General features: G+C 64.4%; 22 protein-coding genes. 6 read left to right on the forward strand and 16 right to left on the reverse strand.

Features of this window, described 5'->3' with window-relative positions:
* Positions 1-29 precede the first annotated feature (29 nt).
* The gene (locus D4754_RS22830; RefSeq protein ID WP_121068420.1) at positions 30-1,340 is read right to left on the reverse strand and encodes an ABC transporter substrate-binding protein; all 1,311 of its coding nucleotides are present in this window, start codon (positions 1,338-1,340) and stop codon (positions 30-32) included.
* 297 nt (positions 1,341-1,637) lie between these two features.
* The gene (locus D4754_RS22835) at positions 1,638-2,246 is read right to left on the reverse strand and encodes a TetR/AcrR family transcriptional regulator (RefSeq protein ID WP_121068422.1); all 609 of its coding nucleotides are present in this window, start codon (positions 2,244-2,246) and stop codon (positions 1,638-1,640) included.
* 74 nt (positions 2,247-2,320) lie between these two features.
* On the opposite strand from D4754_RS22835, the gene D4754_RS22840 reads away from it, so the two are divergent.
* From D4754_RS22840 to D4754_RS22865, 6 genes are all read left to right on the forward strand, one after another.
* Positions 2,321-3,520, forward strand: coding sequence for a Tm-1-like ATP-binding domain-containing protein (locus tag D4754_RS22840; RefSeq protein ID WP_205589699.1), 1,200 nt, complete (start codon positions 2,321-2,323; stop codon positions 3,518-3,520).
* Positions 3,520-4,362: a phosphoenolpyruvate hydrolase family protein gene (locus D4754_RS22845; RefSeq protein WP_121068424.1), complete on the forward strand. Its 843-nt coding sequence runs from the start codon at positions 3,520-3,522 to the stop codon at positions 4,360-4,362. The genes D4754_RS22840 and D4754_RS22845 overlap by 1 nt, the downstream gene beginning before the upstream one ends.
* A complete protein-coding gene (locus tag D4754_RS22850) occupies positions 4,362-4,778 on the forward strand; it encodes a cupin domain-containing protein (RefSeq protein ID WP_121068426.1) in 417 nt (138 codons plus the stop codon). Before D4754_RS22845 ends, D4754_RS22850 begins: the two co-directional genes overlap by 1 nt.
* 1 nt (position 4,779) lies before the next feature.
* Entirely contained in the window at positions 4,780-5,955 is a 1,176-nt protein-coding gene (locus D4754_RS22855) for a M24 family metallopeptidase (protein WP_121068428.1), read from the forward strand.
* 216 nt (positions 5,956-6,171) lie between these two features.
* Entirely contained in the window at positions 6,172-6,663 is a 492-nt protein-coding gene (locus tag D4754_RS22860; RefSeq protein WP_121068430.1) for an asparaginase domain-containing protein, read from the forward strand.
* A gap of 202 nt (positions 6,664-6,865) precedes the next feature.
* Positions 6,866-7,684 carry a transglutaminase-like domain-containing protein gene (locus D4754_RS22865; RefSeq protein ID WP_121068432.1) on the forward strand — a complete coding sequence of 273 codons (819 nt, stop codon included), beginning with the start codon at positions 6,866-6,868 and terminating at the stop codon, positions 7,682-7,684.
* A 69-nt stretch (positions 7,685-7,753) separates the two neighbouring features.
* Here the strand turns inward: D4754_RS22865 and D4754_RS22870 are convergent, their stop codons facing one another.
* The 14 genes from D4754_RS22870 to D4754_RS22935 all read right to left on the reverse strand — a co-directional run.
* Positions 7,754-9,025, reverse strand: coding sequence for a DEAD/DEAH box helicase (locus D4754_RS22870; RefSeq protein WP_121068435.1), 1,272 nt, complete (start codon positions 9,023-9,025; stop codon positions 7,754-7,756).
* Between the two features lie 352 nt (positions 9,026-9,377).
* Positions 9,378-9,791, reverse strand: a complete 414-nt coding sequence (gene rplP / locus D4754_RS22875; protein ID WP_121068437.1) for a 50S ribosomal protein L16 — start codon at positions 9,789-9,791, stop codon at positions 9,378-9,380.
* Positions 9,792-9,808: 17 nt separating this feature from the next.
* Positions 9,809-10,531, reverse strand: a complete 723-nt coding sequence (rpsC, locus tag D4754_RS22880; protein ID WP_121068439.1) for a 30S ribosomal protein S3 — start codon at positions 10,529-10,531, stop codon at positions 9,809-9,811.
* Positions 10,531-10,911, reverse strand: a complete 381-nt coding sequence (gene rplV, locus D4754_RS22885; RefSeq protein WP_121068441.1) for a 50S ribosomal protein L22 — start codon at positions 10,909-10,911, stop codon at positions 10,531-10,533. The genes rpsC and rplV overlap by 1 nt, the downstream gene beginning before the upstream one ends.
* 3 nt (positions 10,912-10,914) lie before the next feature.
* Positions 10,915-11,193, reverse strand: a complete 279-nt coding sequence (rpsS, locus tag D4754_RS22890; RefSeq protein ID WP_121068443.1) for a 30S ribosomal protein S19 — start codon at positions 11,191-11,193, stop codon at positions 10,915-10,917.
* A gap of 3 nt (positions 11,194-11,196) precedes the next feature.
* A complete protein-coding gene (gene rplB, locus D4754_RS22895) occupies positions 11,197-12,039 on the reverse strand; it encodes a 50S ribosomal protein L2 (RefSeq protein WP_121068445.1) in 843 nt (280 codons plus the stop codon).
* Between the two features lie 275 nt (positions 12,040-12,314).
* The gene (locus D4754_RS22900) at positions 12,315-12,932 is read right to left on the reverse strand and encodes a ferric reductase-like transmembrane domain-containing protein (protein WP_121068447.1); all 618 of its coding nucleotides are present in this window, start codon (positions 12,930-12,932) and stop codon (positions 12,315-12,317) included.
* A gap of 4 nt (positions 12,933-12,936) precedes the next feature.
* Positions 12,937-13,419 carry a peptidase associated/transthyretin-like domain-containing protein gene (locus D4754_RS22905; protein ID WP_121068464.1) on the reverse strand — a complete coding sequence of 161 codons (483 nt, stop codon included), beginning with the start codon at positions 13,417-13,419 and terminating at the stop codon, positions 12,937-12,939.
* 366 nt (positions 13,420-13,785) lie between these two features.
* Complete coding sequence (locus D4754_RS22910; RefSeq protein ID WP_121068449.1) at positions 13,786-14,175, reverse strand: SHOCT domain-containing protein; 390 nt, start codon at positions 14,173-14,175, stop codon at positions 13,786-13,788.
* 182 nt (positions 14,176-14,357) lie between these two features.
* Positions 14,358-14,654, reverse strand: a complete 297-nt coding sequence (locus D4754_RS22915; protein ID WP_121068451.1) for a 50S ribosomal protein L23 — start codon at positions 14,652-14,654, stop codon at positions 14,358-14,360.
* On the reverse strand, positions 14,651-15,268 hold the full coding sequence (gene rplD, locus D4754_RS22920) for a 50S ribosomal protein L4 (RefSeq protein ID WP_121068453.1): 618 nt from the start codon (positions 15,266-15,268) through the stop codon (positions 14,651-14,653). The genes D4754_RS22915 and rplD overlap by 4 nt, the downstream gene beginning before the upstream one ends.
* The gene (rplC, locus tag D4754_RS22925; RefSeq protein ID WP_121068455.1) at positions 15,265-15,999 is read right to left on the reverse strand and encodes a 50S ribosomal protein L3; all 735 of its coding nucleotides are present in this window, start codon (positions 15,997-15,999) and stop codon (positions 15,265-15,267) included. Before rplC ends, rplD begins: the two co-directional genes overlap by 4 nt.
* 18 nt (positions 16,000-16,017) lie before the next feature.
* Positions 16,018-16,332, reverse strand: coding sequence for a 30S ribosomal protein S10 (rpsJ, locus tag D4754_RS22930; protein ID WP_121068457.1), 315 nt, complete (start codon positions 16,330-16,332; stop codon positions 16,018-16,020).
* A 415-nt stretch (positions 16,333-16,747) separates the two neighbouring features.
* Positions 16,748-16,852: EF-Tu C-terminal domain-related protein (locus tag D4754_RS22935; RefSeq protein ID WP_149788994.1), on the reverse strand; the 105-nt coding region annotated here is incomplete at its 5' end.

Consider the following 16,852-nt stretch of genomic DNA (forward strand, 5'->3'; position numbering starts at 1 on the left):
CTTGCATGCCCCCGCCGTTTACGTGCCGATTACTCGGTGCGGCCGTACTTCTTGAAGGTTTCGACCCAGTCCGCGGCCAGCGCGTCCAGCGCTTCCTCGGCCGTGCCTTCGCCGCCCACGACATAAGGGTAAAGCCGCTGGTTGGCCGAGGTCAGAAGCTCGGCGAACTCGGGCACTGCCCAGAAGTCCTTCACCCGGAACATGGTCTGGTAGAAGGCTTCGTTATAGGGCGTGGCGTTGCGGAACTCCTCGCTTTCCAGCGTTGCCGCGTGGGCCGTGTAGCCGCCCAGCTCGGCCCAGCGCTTCTGCACTTCGGGCTGGATGAACCATTCGAGGAACCTGTAGGCCTCGTCGATGTTCTCGGAATACGAGACGATCGAGATGCCCTGCCCGCCCAGCGCCGCGTGCTGGTCCCCGTCCGGTCCTGCCGGGTTCGGGAAGAAGCCGGTGTTCTCGGCATGCGGGTTGGTGGCCGGGTTCAGCAGCGCCGGGAAGAAGGCGAAGTAGTTCATCGACATGGCCGCCAGGCCTTCGGTGATCGCCTGGTTGTTTTCCACGAAGAAGGTCTTGGACCAGCCCGGGGGCGTGTAGCTGTACAGCCGCTTGTAGTCTTCCAGCGCCTTGACGTTCTGCGGGGAGTTCAGGATGCCCTCGACCTCGTAGGTCTCGTAATCCCCCAGGTCGCCGCCATACGAGAAGATCGCGTTCTCGACGCCCATCACCATCGCATCGTACGAGTTGTCGGTGTAGATCGCGACGCCATAGCGGTCTTCATCGGGGCGGTGGAAGAACTCGGCGATGTCCAGAAGCTGCGCCCATGTCTCTGGCGGGGCCAGATCATAGCCGTACTTGGCCTTGAAGGCCTCCATCTCGGCCGGATCTTCGAACCAGTCCTTGCGGTAGGACCAGCCCACCGCGTCGCCTTCGGCCGGGACGGCCCAGAACTTGCCGGAGTTGCCGGGGTATTCGGCGTAATACTTCACCGTCGCGGGCGCCATGATGTTGCCCAGGTCGTGCTCGACGAAGAAGTCGGTCAGATCGACATAATGCCCGCCTTCCGACGCGGCGCCCAGCCACTGGCTGTCGCCGACGATCAGGTCGTAGGCGGAACCGCGCGCGTTGAATTCGGTGAAGGCCTTGGTCTGGAAATCCGACCAGGGGGTCGTTTCCACGTTCACGATGACGCCGGTTTCGGCCTCGTAGTCGTTCACGAGTTCCTGCAGGTAGTTCGCGGGATCCCATTCGGCCCAGAAGATGTTCAGCTCCTGCGCCATGGCGGCAGGGGCGATGAACGCACCAACAGCCGCCCCGGCCAGTAGCCGGCTAGCAAATCGTTTCATTTCTATCTCCTCCCAGTTCGGGCTCTCGGGCGGCGTCCGGTTTCGGATCGTTTGAATTGTTTCACTGCCTGAGGCCCTGAAACTGCCACCCTTGAACACATTTTTGGTACTACCAGATTGCGCAATCTGTCAAGAAGTTGTTTAGATTGTCGCAGGCACTTCGGATCGGATTCCGCCATGTTTTTTATGGATGAAATTGACTTCTACACACGGCTTTTCAGGCCGGTCGCAGCGGTACGAGCCCACGGGACCCGTCAAATCAGTTCTGGCTTTTTGGTCCGACCAGATTTTGCCTCTCTACTGCCCTCCCCCATTTCGTTGCGCGGCGGCGATCATCGCCTGCGCCGCCCACAAGGCCGTTTCCAGGGCCTCGTCCTCGTCCAGGCCCCAGATGTCCTTCAGCACAACCATCGCCTCGATCCCGAAGGTCAGCGACAGCGCGCGGGTCAGCCGGGCGCGGTCGTCGGGCGCGATGTCCAGATCGCGGGTGGCGCTTTGCAGCAGCGCACGGCGATGCCCCCGGCCCAGCGTGGAATCCTCGGCCCCCGCATCCAGCGACTGGCGCAGGGCAGCGCGGAACGTCGCCTCGTGCTCGAACAGCCGCGGAAAGGCGGTGCGGTACAGGTCATCGACCCGCGCCTCGCCCGTCGTGCCGTCGTCCCATTCAAGGATGGGGCCCAGGGCCTCGGCCACGACAGCGCGCAGCATGTCGGCAAGGGTGGGGAAGTAGCGGTAGGCGGTCGAACGCGACACGCCGGCGGCCTCGGCCACCTCGCTGACGGAAGGCGATTGTCCGGCCCGCATCATGTCCCGCGCCGTGGTCACCATCAGCGCATGGGTGCGGGCCGCCGCGCCCTTCAGCGGCTGCGCGTCTGTCGTTTCGACTCGTTGACTTGGGACGTCCATCCCAATATGGTACTCCAGTCCCATTTTCGGTCAACCCGAAATCTGCATGGGGCCTCTGGGAGGAGGAGGTGGGCATGTCCGGCATGATCCATGTTGTCGGCACCGCCGACACGAAGGGCGAGGAACTCGCCTATCTGCGCGACCTGATCGTTGCCGGCGGCAGCGCGGCGCGCATCGTCGACCTGGGCACGCGGGAGCCGACCATTCCGGTCGATGTGGCGGCTGAAGACGTCGCCGGTTGCCACCCAGACGGCGCATCCACCGTGCTGGGCGGCGATGACCGCGGCACGGCGGTCGCGGGCATGGGCGCGGCCTTCGCCGAATGGTGTCGGCGGCACGGCGACCAGGTGACCGCCATGATCGCGGTTGGCGGCGGGGGCGGAACCTCCATCGCGTGCGCCGGCATGAAGGAACTGCCCTACGGGTTGCCGAAGATCATGGTCTCGACCCTCGCGTCGGGCGATACCGCGCCGTATGTCGGCACGTCCGACATCGTGATGGTCCCCTCCGTCACCGACATCGCCGGGCTGAACCGTCTCAGCCGGGTGATCCTGTCCAACGCGGCGCAGGCGCTGCTGGGCGCGGTGCGCAACCCGGCGCCCGAAGCGACCAACGACAAGCCCGCCATCGGGCTGACCATGTTCGGCGTCACGACACCCTGTCTGACCGCCATCGGCGAACACCTCCGCGACCGATACGATTGCCTTGTCTTCCACGCCACCGGCACCGGCGGGCGGGCGATGGAGCGGTTGCTGGGCCAGGGCGTTCTGTCCGGCCTTGTCGACATCACCACGACCGAAATCGCGGACCTGCTGGTCGGCGGGGTGCTGGCCGCCGGGCCCGACAGGCTCGACGTGGTGGCCCGCAGCGGTGCGCCATGGGTGGGCTCGGTCGGCGCGCTCGACATGGTGAACTTCTGGGCGCCCGAGACCGTCCCCTCGGCCTTCGAAGGCCGGCAATTCTACCATCACAACCCGAACGTCACCCTGATGCGCACGACGCCGGACGAGAACACCGAGATCGGCCGCTGGGTCGGGCAGAAGCTGAATGCATGCGAAGGCCCCGTCCGGCTGCTGTTCCCGGAAAAGGGAATCTCGGCCCTCGACACCGAAGACGGCGATTTCTGGGACCCGGAGGCTGACGCCGCGCTCTTCGATGCGCTGACCGAAACGCTGAACGACACGTCCCGCCTTGTGCCGCTCCCCCACCACATCAACGACGACGCCTTCGCAAAGGCCGCCGCCGCAACCTTCCTCGAACTGATGGACGACTGATGCCCATGATTCCGCGCAAAGACCTGTTGAGCCGCTTTCACGAAATGATCGCCGCGGGCGTGCCCATCATCGGCGGAGGTGCCGGCACCGGGCTTTCGGCCAAGTCCGAAGAGGCCGGCGGGATCGACCTGATCATCATCTACAATTCCGGCCGCTATCGCATGGCCGGGCGCGGATCGGCGGCGGGGCTGCTGGCCTATGGCAACGCGAACGAGATCGTGAAGGAAATGGCGGTCGAGGTGCTGCCCGTGGTCAAGCACACGCCCGTTCTGGCGGGCGTGAACGGGACCGACCCGTTCATCCTGATGCCCCGCTTCCTGGCCGAACTGAAGGACATGGGCTTTTCTGGCGTGCAGAATTTTCCCACCGTGGGCCTGTTTGACGGCAACATGCGCCAGAGCTTTGAGGAAACAGGCATGGGCTTCGGGCTGGAAGTCGACATGATCGCCGAGGCCCACCGGCAGGATCTGCTGACGACGCCCTACGTCTTCAACCCGGACGAGGCCGTGGCGATGACAAAGGCCGGGGCTGACATCATCGTGGCGCATATGGGCGTGACGACGGGCGGCACCATCGGTGCGACCTCGGCCAAGTCGCTGGACGATTGCGTGGGCGAGATCGACGCCATCGCTGACGCGGCCCGGTCCGTGCGCGAGGACGTGATCCTGCTGTGCCATGGCGGGCCGATCTCGATGCCCGATGATGCCGCCTACGTGCTGGGCAAGGCGGGCCGCATCCATGGCTTCTACGGCGCGTCTTCGGCCGAACGCCTGCCGGCCGAACGCGCCATTGCCGACCAGATACGCGCCTTCAAGGCACTGACACCCAAGGGAGATACGTGATGACCGACGTCAAGGACCTCTACAAATACCCCGGCGACGTGGATGCCTTCGGCTTCGACTGGGGCCAGCTTTCGGTGACGTTGGGCCCGAAGGTGAACGGCGCGAGCAGCATGTCGGCCGCGGTGGTCAGCGTGCCGCCCGGACAGGGCCACGCGCGCCACAATCACCCCGGCTCGGAGGAGATCATCTACATCCTTGAAGGCGAAGGCGAACAGATGGTCGAGGACGAGGATGGCAACCCACACACCGAAACCGTGCGCGCGGGCTGCACCATCTTCATCCCGGAAAGCCGTTTCCATTCGACCCTGAATACCGGCAGTGCCGAAATGAAGATCTTCGTGGTCTATTCCCCCGCAGGCCCCGAGGAGCTTCTGAAGGAGGCACCCGATTTCCACCTGATCCCCGCCGGAGGCTGAGATGCTGGACCATACCGAAGGCCTGCCCTACGACTTCGTCCGGCTGGACGAGCTGATGGAGGCGGCGGGCATCGACGTGCTGCTGGCGACCTCGAAACACAACGTGCAGTACCTTCTTGGCGGCTACCGGTTCATCTTCTTTTCGGCGATGGATGCCATCGGGCACAGCCGCTACCTGCCCGTCGTGGCCTACATTCGCGGCGCGCCGGACCGAACGGCCTATGTCGGCAACCGGATGGAGGGGATGGAGCACGCCAACCACCCCTTCTGGACCCCGCATTTCCATCCCGTCGCCTGGGGCACCACCGATGCGATGACGCAAGCAATCCGCCACCTGAAGGATCACGGCCCCGCCTCCCCCCGGATCGGTGTGGAACCCGGCTTCCTGCCGATGGATGCCGCGCAGGCGCTGACGGCGGCGTTCGCCAATGCGCCCCTGACCGATGCCACGGACCTGATGGAACGTCTGCGCGCGGTTAAGACGCCGGCGGAACTGGCGCTGCTGAAGGAGGCGAGCCAGCGGATCACCGACTCCATGCAGGCCACCATCGCCGCGGCGCGCACGGGCTCTACCAAGCACGAAATCATCGACCGGCTGCGACGCGAGGAGACGGGCCGCGGGCTTCAGTTCGAATATTGTCTGCTGACACTTGGCGCCTCGCACAACCGCGCGGCGTCGAATCAGGCGTGGGCCGAGGGCGAGGTGCTGTCGATCGATTCAGGTGGGAACCTGAAAGGCTATATCGGTGACATCTGCCGGATGGGTGTTCTGGGCGAACCAGACAGCGAACTGACCGACCTGCTGGCCGAGATCGAGACCGTGCAGCAGGCGGCCTTCGCGAAGGTCCGGGCCGGTGCGCAAGGATCGGAGGTGATCACCGCAGGCCAGGCCGAACTTGCCCGCCAGCCCAACCGCGATTGCACCGACTTCTTCGCGCACGGTATGGGCGTGATCACCCACGAAGCGCCGTTCCTGATGACCAACCATCCCGTCACCTATGAAGGCGTCGATGCCGACCGGCCATTGCAGGCCGGCATGGTACTGTCGGTCGAAACCACGATGCAGCACCCAAGCCGCGGGTTCGTCAAGCTGGAGGACACGCTGGCCGTGACCGAAACGGGCTACGAGCTTTATGGCAGTGAAGGCCGCGGATGGAACCGCGGCGGGACTGCCTGATCGCCGGAAGGTCGAGGGAGGCGTCTTCGACCAGCCCGTTGCGCTTCCCTCCGGAGGAAACCGAAGTTCTTCCGGCGACTGGACGGGCACGGCCCGCCGGTCTCTTCCCTGCGGGCCGTCTTTATGCGCAGGATATGGCAAGCCCGACATCCGGCCTGCCGCCTGCAGGTCAGCGCGGGATAACGGCCCCGAAAGCCCAGTAACGGAGAACTCCCCGTGAAGGATGTAAGGATCATCGTGACCGGCGGCACGATCGACAAGGTTCACGACACCCGCAGCGAAGGGCTGGACTTCGCGCCCGATGGCAAAACGCACATCCCCGATCTGCTGCGCAACGCGCGGTGCCATTTCCCGAAGGTCGAAGTGCTGATGCTGAAAGACAGCCTGCTTTTCGACGATGCGGACCGGAAGGCCATTGCCGACGCCGTGGACCGCGCCGAGGAAGACGCAATCGTCGTCACCCACGGCACCGGCACGATGGGCGAAACGGCGCGGTTCCTGGATGGCAAGGCCCAGGGAAAGACGGTTGTCCTGACCGGCGCGATGCGGCCCTTTTCGCTGTTCGTCTCGGATGGTGATTTCAACATGGGCGGCGCGGTGATCGCCGCGCAGGTTCTGGCGCCCGGCATCTGGGGCGTCATGAACGGTCGTGTCTTCCCGGCCGGCCAGCTTGGTAAGAACGTGGAAACCGGGCGGTTCGACGACTGACGCACCGCTCTGCAAGGTGCGAACGGTCTGTGCAGCACCGGGCGAAAACCCGGCGTTCCCGTGAACGTACAATTCCAGCCGGTCGATTGTCCTGTCATTGCGACGGTCATGGTGTTTGGGTGGGGGTAAGCGCCGCGCGCCACCAGATCCCGACCGCGCGGTCACACCTGCGGCGGGACGCACTGATCCCCGGAGATCGACGATGCGCATGCAACTGGGATGCCGGCTGACCTTTTCCCTGCCGGCCCCGACACCGATGATCATTCTTCTGAACGTGCACTACTCACGGGCCAGCGATCTGGAACGGCCCGATTTGCTGGTCACCGACCCTGCCGGGCCGCTGGAGGCCTATCGCGACGGCTTCGGCAACTGGTGTACGCGTCTGGTCGCCCCGGCCGGCCAGATGACCATTTCCACCGACGGCGTGATCCGCGACAACGAATTGTCCGACCCGGTCGGCCACGAGGCTCAACAGCATCCGGTCGACCAGCTGCCCGGCGATACGATCGCGTTCCTGTTGCCCAGCCGCTATGCCGAATCCGATGTGCTGTCGGACTTCGCATGGGCGAATTTCTCGCAGATCCAGCCCGGCTGGCAGAGGGTGCAGGCGATCTGCGACTTCGTGCACAACCACGTCCGGTTCGACTACACCCAGTCCCGGCCCACGCGGACGGCGGTCGAGACGCTGAACGAAGCGGTGGGCGTCTGCCGTGATTTCACGCATCTGGCCGTCGCGCTTTGCCGCAGCCTGAACATCCCGGCGCGCTACTGCACCGGCTATGTCAGCGACGTGGGCCAGACACCGCCCTTCCCGCCCATGGACTTCGCGGCGTGGATGGAGGTCTATCTGGGCGGCACGTGGTGGACGTTCGATCCGCGCAACAACGATGTCCGCTTCGGCCGTGTCCTGATCGCCCGCGGGCGCGATGCGGCGGATGTGCCGCTGTCCCACAGCTTCGGCAAGCATGAACTGCAGGGATTCGAGGTCTGGATCGACAAGCTGGAAGACAGCGCTGCCTAGACACGAAAAGCGCGGGACAGGCCATAAGCCCGTCCCGCGCCAATTCATCTTGCCACGCTATGGAAAGCGTCAGGCCGCCTGGCGGCTGCGCGGACGCCTGCCGCGCGACGAAGGCTTGCCGGACATGCCGGGCTTGCCGCCACGGCTCTGGCCCTGGCCGCGCGGACGACCGCCGCCCTTGCCACGGGACGGTCCATCGGCACCCGGGCCTGTCGGCGCGGTGCCGGAGGCGACGGGGATATCCATCTTCATCAGCTTCTGGATCTGACGCAGCAGGTTCGCTTCCTCGCCGCAGCAGAAGGCAATCGCCTCCCCTTCGCGGCCGGCACGGGCCGTCCGGCCGATGCGGTGGATGTAGTTGTCGGGCACTTCCGGCAGATCGTAGTTGATCACGTAGGCAACGCCCGGAATGTCGATCCCGCGCGCGGCGACGTCGGTCGCGACAAGCGTCGTGATCTCACCCGTACGGAACGCCTTGATGGCGCGGTCCCGCTGGCCCTGGCTCTTGTTGCCATGGATCGACGCGGCGTTGTAGCCGTCGGCGACAAGGCCTTTCATCAGCTTTTCGGCACCGTGCTTGGTGCGGGCGAAAACCAGCGTCAGCGCGTCCTTGTCGCGGGACAGGATCTCGCGCAGTTTCGACGGCTTCGCGGCCTTGTCCACGAAGTGGATCGACTGCGTGACCTTGTCAGCAGCCTTGCCCGGAGGTGCCACCTGCACCCGACGCGGGTCGGTCAGGTAAGCGCGGCTGAGTTCTTCCATCTGCTTGGGCATCGTGGCCGAGAACAGCTGCGTCTGGCGCGGCGTGCCAAGGCGCGGCGCGATCTTGCGCAGCGCATGGATGAAGCCCAGGTCGAGCATCTGATCGGCCTCGTCCAGCACAAGCTGGCGGGTGTCGCTCAGGTCGACGGCGCGGCGGTCCATCAGGTCGATCAGGCGGCCCGGCGTGGCGACAAGGATGTCGGTGCCGCGCGCGAGGAAGTTGATCTGCTTGCCGATGGACTGGCCACCGACAACCGTGAAGACGCGCAGCTTGGTGCCGGCGGTCAGGTCACGCAGGCTTTCGGCGATCTGGTTCACAAGTTCCCGCGTGGGAGCGAGGATCAGCGCCTTGACCTTCTTCGGCTCGGGCTTGCCCGGGTCGGCCAGCAGGCCGTCGATCAGGGGAAGGCCGAAGGCCAGAGTCTTGCCGGTGCCAGTCTGCGCAAGGCCGAGGATATCGTGGCCTTCCAGCGCCAGGGGGATTGCCTTGGCCTGGATCGGCGTCGGCTCGGAGAAATTCGCACGTTTCAGCGCGTCGTGGAGTGCCGGCTGGAGGCCGAGCATATCGAAATCAAACAATTCGTGTCCTTTCGGCCGCGCGTCCCGTTCGGACATGCGTACCGGTAGAGGCCCCAGGTCCGGAGCCAGGAGGGTTGCGTAGCGACAAACGGGCGTATCCCGTTGTCTGGCTATCGCGTTTGGAACCCTGCGTGATGGGGAACGGAGGTCTCGTGTGCGCTGGTGGCCCGTCGAACGGGCGCGGCTTACTCACGCTGCAGCACAGCAACTTGGGCTCAGTGCAGCATTGCGACGCATTCGTCAAGGGGCAGCGGCACGGTGGTTAACCACGCAGCGGACGTGCCCAACGCAAAAGGGGCGGCTTGCGCCGCCCCTCGGGGTCTTTCGGATGCGTGAAGATCACGCAGCCGGATTACCAGTCTTCGCGAACCACAACGCGGGTCTTGATCGGCAGCTTCATCGCTGCAAGGCGCAGGGCCTCGCGGGCGACTTCGTCCGACACGCCGTCGAGCTCGAACATGATCCGGCCCGGCTTGACCTTGGCGGCCCAGAAATCGACCGAGCCCTTACCTTTACCCATCCGGACTTCGGTAGGCTTCGACGACACGGCAGTGTCGGGGAAGATCCGGATCCAGACCCGGCCCTGACGCTTCATGTGACGCGTCATGGCCCGGCGGGCGGCTTCGATCTGACGAGCGGTGATACGCTCGGGCTCGATGGCCTTGAGACCAAACGAGCCAAAGTTGAGGTCCGATCCGCCTTTTGCCAGGCCATGGATACGGCCCTTGTGCATCTTGCGGAATTTCGTTCGTTTTGGCTGAAGCATCTGTTTATCTCCTCAGCTCACCGATCACGGTCGCGGCGACCGCCGCCAGCACCGCGGGGGGTGGGCCCGTCCTGCAGTTCCTGCGCGCGGCGTTCACGTGCCGACGGATCGTGCTCCATGATCTCGCCCTTGAAGAGCCAGACCTTGATCCCGATAATCCCGTAGGGCGTTTTCGCCTCGGCAAGGGCATAGTCGATATCGGCACGGAGCGTATGCAGAGGCACACGGCCTTCGCGATACCATTCCGTCCGCGCGATTTCCGCGCCGCCCAGACGGCCGGCAACGTTCACGCGGATACCGAGCGAGCCCATGCGCATCGCGTTCTGCACCGACCGCTTCATGGCCCGGCGGAACGATACACGACGTTCCAGCTGCTGGGCGATGCTTTCGGCCACCAGTTGGGCGTCGAGTTCCGGCTTGCGCACTTCGACGATGTTCAGGTGCAGTTCGCTGTCCGTCATGCTGGCCAGCTTCTTGCGCAGGGTTTCGATATCAGCGCCCTTGCGGCCGATGATAACGCCAGGACGTGCCGTGTGGATCGTCACACGGCACTTCTTGTGCGGCCGCTCGATGATGATCCGGGCAACGCCGGCCTGCTTGCACTCTTCGCGGATGAATTTGCGGATCTTCACGTCTTCAAGCAGAAGATCCCCGTAATCCTTCGTGTCGGCATACCAGCGGCTGTCCCAGGTGCGGTTCACCTGCAGGCGCATGCCAATCGGATTGACTTTATGACCCATTAGGCTTGCTCCTCGACCTGACGCACCTTGATCGTGATTTCCGAGAACGGCTTCTTCAGCGGACCGAAACGGCCACGCGCCCGCGGACGACCGCGTTTCATGACCAGGCCCTTGCCGACCCAGGCTTCGGCGACGACCAGTTCATCGACGTCCAGGTTGTGGTTGTTCTCGGCGTTGGCGATGGCGGACTGAAGACATTTCTTCACGTCCAGCGCGATACGCTTGTTCGAGAAGGTCAGGTCCGTCAGGGCCTGCTCTACCTTCTTGCCGCGGATCATCGCTGCCACCAGGTTGAGCTTCTGCGGCGAGGTCCGGAGCATGCGCGTTTTCGCCATTGCTTCGTTCTCTGCCACGCGGCGGGGGTTCTTTTCCTTACCCATGGCTTATTTCCGCTTCGCTTTTTTGTCGGCGGCATGACCGTAGTAGGTCCGTGTCGGCGAATATTCACCGAACTTCTGACCAATCATGTCTTCCGAAACCGAGACAGGGATGTGTTTGTGACCGTTGTACACGCCGAAGGTCAGCCCCACGAACTGGGGCAGAATTGTCGACCGGCGTGACCAGATCTTGATGACGTCGTTACGGCCCGATTCGCGCGCAGCTTCGGCTTTCTTAAGCACGTAAGCATCGACGAAAGGGCCCTTCCAAACAGAGCGAGACATGTTTTAGCGCCCTTTCTTCTTGGCGTGCCGCGAACGGATGATGAGCGACGAAGACGCCTTCTTGCGATTGCGCGTCTTGGCACCTTTTGTGGGCTTGCCCCACGGCGTCACCGGGTGACGACCGCCCGAGGTCCGGCCTTCACCACCGCCGTGCGGGTGATCGATCGGGTTCATGACGACACCGCGGACAGAAGGACGCTTGCCCTTGTGACGCATGCGGCCCGCTTTACCCATGTTCTGGTTCGAGTTGTCGGGGTTCGAGACGGCACCGACCGTGGCCATGCATTCCTGGCGCACGAGCCGCAGTTCGCCCGAAGACAGGCGGATCTGCGCGTAGCCGCCATCGCGGCCCACGAATTGCGCATAGGTGCCGGCAGCACGTGCGATCTGGCCGCCCTTGCCGGGCTTCATCTCGATGTTGTGGACAATGGTACCGATCGGCATGCCCGAGAACGGCATCGCGTTGCCCGGCTTGATGTCTGCCTTGGCGCTGGACACGACGGTATCGCCGACGGCCATGCGCTGCGGTGCCAGGATATACGACTGTTCGCCGTCCGCGTACTTGATCAGCGCGATGAAGGCGGTCCGGTTGGGGTCGTATTCGATGCGTTCGACCGTGGCCGGCGCATCAATCTTCCTGCGTTTGAAATCGACGATCCGATAGAGGCGTTTGACGCCCCCGCCGCGGCGGCGCATCGTGATCCGTCCGGTGTTGTTCCGGCCGCCCTTGCCAGTCAGACCCTCGGTGAGGGCCTTGACGGGGCGTCCTTTGTACAGCTCCGAACGGTCGATCAGCACCAGCCCGCGCTGGCCCGGCGTCGTCGGCTTATACGACTTGAGTGCCATGCTTTCTGTCTTCCGTTTAGCGTTGGGCGGCTTGAGCCACCCTATGTTTGCGGCGCGGGACGGGTGGTCCTCTGCCGATGTATAGGGCCCCGAAGGTCCCCGGTGGAACGGTGCCCGTTTCGGGCCGCCGGTGGGTCCTGCCGTAGGGTGCGTGGTCTCCACGCACCGTAACCAGACCAAAACAAGTGGCCCCGGAACGAATCCGGGGCCTTGTGATTGGCGGGACCTAGCAGATGGTCCGGGTGAGGTCCAGAGGCTAAAGCCCGCCCTGCCCGCTACCGCCGCCGCAACGCCTTGCGTATCCGAAGATCGAACAGCACGGCAACGCTCACTGCGATCACGGCAAGGCACAGCACCCATTTCGACACAATCTCCATCGCGCCCTGGATCTGCACCGCATGGACCACGGTCGCCACAACCACGACCAGCGCCAGCGCATTGTGCAGGACGTTCCACACCACCGGACGCAGGCCCAGACGCCGCCGCAGGGCGACCAATAGCGCCGTAAGCAGCACCGCCCACATGGCCGTCACGCCATAGACGGAAAACGGCGTGGGCGAGACAAGCAGCAACGCGTCAAGCGTATCGGGTGGACTGGCAACAAAGAGCCCGCCCACATGCACGACCACGCAGGCCACCAGAAGCGCACCGACCCATCGGTGCCAGCGACGACCACGCGGCCCCTCGAGCCCCGGCAACCAGCCCGCCGCCATCAACGGCTTCGGCAGCAACAGCGCCAGCGCAAGGATGCCTGCGAAGCCGCCAGCGATATAGGGCGCATCACGATAGGCCAGAAACGGGCTCGCCGCCGCGAGCGCTGCGGGCACGATCATCAGGCCAAGCACGGCCAGCCAGATCAGCACCGCCCGCCCGCGGCCCTTGCCGAAGGGCATGGGATCAGGCCGGGGCCAGCACGAAATCCGCCTGCACGGACGTGTCCCGCGCGCTCGACATCACAGGACGCAGGAAAACGGTGCGGAAGGTCCCGTCGTCATAGGCCAGATGCGCATGGGGCTGGCCGAAATTCGGCACGATCTGCTCCATCTCCAGTTCGTAACGGCCGTCCGGGCCGGTCAGCACGCTGCCATGGTTGCGCGGCTCGCGTTCGCCACCAAGGGTCGTGGCCGCCCAGATCTGGATACGCACGTTCTTCAACGGCGCCCCGTCTCCGGCCCGGCGCACGGTGCCCGACACCCAGAAGCCGCGGCCCAGCCGGTCGACCAGCGGCGCCCCGGGAGCGTAATTGTTGGACCCGCCCCGCATCGTTGCGGTCGGTGTCCAGCTTTGCGCCAGCGCGGGCGTGATCCCGGACGAAGCGGCGGCCGCCGCAGCGGCACCGGAGATCAAAAAGGAACGGCGGTTGTAGAAAGGGGAATGCATGGACGTCTTCTCCATCTTCACAAGCAGAGGATCGGGCACCTGACCTGGACAGTCGTTGCATTGAGGATAGAGCGTGCGGGCGTTTCGGCAAACACCACCCAGCCGCACATTCCTGTGACCGCCCGGCAAGGTGCCAAAGGAAAGTGCCGCAATGGCCATGCGGAACACGTCAGATCGGAGGGTGTGCCCGGCATTCCCGTCGGACGCCTCCGGCGGGAGTATTTCCGAAGAGAAGAAGCAGGGCGAGCTCGCCTTTTCTTCTCTTCCTGAAATACTCCGGGAGAGTCCGAGCCGCAGGCTCGGGCGGGGGCAGCGCCCTCTTTTGAGTGGCCGGGCGGGACATCCCCGCCCGAGGTCCGGTTCGCCTCAGCCGCCCAGCACCTTGGCCTTCTGGACCTGGAATTCTTCTTCGGACAGGTGGCCGCCCTCTTTCAGCTTGGCCAGACGCTCGATCTCGTCCGCGGCCGACACGCTGGCGACCGAGCGGATGTAATCCTTCTGCGCGGTCTCAAGCTGCTGCTGGAACTCGATCTTGTGCTCCTCCATCTTGCCACCGCGGAGGATCAGGTAGGCCAGCACACCAAGCCATGGCAGCAGGATGACGAAAGCAACCCAGGCGGCCTTGGCCACCCCGGACAGGTCCTTGGAGCGGAAGATGTCGGCCACGACCGAAATCAGCACCCAGAACCAGGCGATCATCAGGAAAAGCCAGAAGATCGACCAAAAAATGTGAAAGATCCCAAAACCGTCTTCCATGCTGCACCTCGTATCCCGGTTACGCGCCCAACCGGCGCCTGTCCGCGCACTATAGCCCGGTCCGAGTAACGGCGATACCAAAGACGCGGCCGTGCGACCCCGCGGCGGAACGCCCGCCCGGAAACGCAAAAGGCCCCACCGTTGCCGGCAGGGCCTTCCGTCTGTTTACGCCTGGGCGGATCTCAGAGACCGGTGGTCACGTCGATCGTGTTGCCCTCTTCCAGCGTCACATAGGCTTTCTTCACGTCCTTCCGACGGCCGGGCTGGCCGCGGAAACGCTTGACCTTGCCCTTGGTGATCGACGTGTTGACGGCTTTCACCTTCACGCCGAACAGCGCCTCGACCGCGTCGCGGATCTGGGGCTTCGAGCTGTCGATGGCAACTTCGAAGACAACGGCGTTGGCTTCCGACGCCATCGTCGCCTTTTCCGTGATGATCGGCTTGCGGATCACGTCGTAATGTTCCGGTTTCGCGCTCATTTCAGACGCTCCTCCAGGGCTTGGACACCGGCCTTCGTGAGCACCAGGGTGTCGCGACGCAGGATGTCGTAAACGTTGGCCCCCATGCTGGGCAGCACGTCGAGCCCTTCGATGTTGCGCGACGCCTGCAGGAACGCTTCGTTCACTGCCGCACCGTCGATGATCAGCGCGCGCTTCCAGCCCAGGTTCTTGACCTGTTTTGCCAGCGCGGCCGTCTTGCCTTCGGTCTCGATCCCGTCGATCACCACCAGTTCGCCCGCCTTGGCCTTGGCCGAAAGCGCGTGCTTCAGGCCCAGCTTGCGGAACTTCTTGGGCAGGTCATGACCGTGACTGCGGGGCGTCGGACCCTTGTAGATGCCGCCCTTGCGGAAGATCGGCGCCTTGCGCGAGCCGTGGCGTGCGCCGCCCGTGCCCTTCTGGCGATAGATCTTCTTCGTGGAGTACGACACTTCCGAGCGCGTCTTCACCTTGTGCGTGCCGGCCTGCGCATTGTTGCGCTGCCAGCGGACGACGCGGTGCAGGATGTCGGCGCGCGGCTCGAGACCGAACAGTTCGGCGTCGAGCTCGATATCGCCGGCCTTGCCGCCGTCGAGCGTGATTACGTCGAGTTTCATGCTTCACCCCCTTCCGCGGGCGCGTCTTGAACCGGAGCGTCAGCCACCGGTGCCGAAGCACCTTTCAGCGCCGCCGGGGTCGGCAGACCGTCCGGGAGTTTCTTCTTCACTGCATCCTTGACCGTGACCCAGCCGCCCTTCGATCCCGGGACAGCGCCCTTGATCATGATCAGGCCGCGATCGGCATCGGTCTTGACCACTTCGAGGTTCTGCGTGGTCACCCGTGCAGCACCCATGTGGCCGGCCATCTTCTTGCCTTTGAAGACCTTGCCCGGATCCTGACACTGGCCGGTGGAGCCGTGCGAACGGTGGCTGATCGACACGCCGTGCGATGCACGCAGGCCGCCGAAGTTGTGCCGCTTCATGGCACCCTGGAAGCCCTTACCGATCGAGGTTCCCGACACGTCGACCTTCTGACCCATCAGGAAGTGTTCGGCCGAGATTTCGGCGCCTACTTCGATCAGGCAGTCTTCGGTCACGCGGAACTCGGCCAATTTGCGCTTGGGTTCCACCTTGGAGGCTGCGAAATGGCCGCGCATCGGCGCGCTCACCCGCTTGACCTTGGCAGTACCGGCGCCCAGCTGAACGGCGGTGTAGCCGTCCTTGTCCTTGGTGCGCTGTGCAACAACCTGGAGCTTGTCCAGTTGCAGCACGGTGACGGGGATCTGCTTGCCGTCTTCCATGAAAAGACGGGTCATCCCCAGTTTCTTTGCGATGATTCCGGAACGCATGTTTTCTACCCTCCGGCCTTACGACTGCAGCTTGATCTCGACATCAACGCCGGCGGCGAGGTCGAGTTTCATGAGCGCGTCAACGGTTTGCGGGGTCGGATCGACGATATCCAGGAGCCGCTTGTGGGTGCGGATCTCGAACTGGTCGCGGGATTTCTTGTCCACGTGGGGACCGCGCAGAACGGTGAATTTTTCGATCTTGTTCGGCAAGGGGATCGGGCCGCGCACGGTGGCGCCCGTCCGCTTGGCGGTGTTCACGATTTCCTGCGTGCTGGCGTCCAGCACACGGTAATCGAACGCCTTCAGCCGAATACGGATGTTTTGGCTTTGCATAGAATCTGCCTTTTTCTTAAGGCGTTGGAGTTGAGAGGAGGACAGGCGCTCATCGCCGACCCTCATCGAACCCAAAAGGCGGGAATCATCCCGCCCCTGTTTCGCTGCCGCGAACTCGCGCGCCATACTAGGCGCCGGAGCCCGAGGCAAGGGAAAAGCTGCATTTCCCCGGCAATTCGCCCCGCCACCCGATAGACGCTAGACGATCAGGACGCCGCAGGGCCGGGCAGGACAGCAGATGGAAAAAGGGCCGGAGTGATCCGGCCCTTGGTCTCGTCCGGGGAGCCTGGCGGTAGGGTGCGTGGTCTCCACGCACCTTTGGCCGAAGCGCCCGGTTTTCCCGGGGCGGGGTCCCGGCAGCTCCGCGTTGCGGAACCGCCTGCCACCCGCCAGTCGAACGGCGGAGCCGTTCGACTTACTCGATGATCTTCGACACCACGCCGGCGCCGACCGTGCGGCCGCCTTCGCGGATGGCGAAGCGCAGGCCGTCTTCCATCGCGATCGGCGCGATCAGCTCGAC

The sequence above is a fragment of the Chachezhania antarctica genome, from assembly GCF_003646465.1.
Classification (GTDB): domain Bacteria; phylum Pseudomonadota; class Alphaproteobacteria; order Rhodobacterales; family Rhodobacteraceae; genus Chachezhania; species Chachezhania antarctica.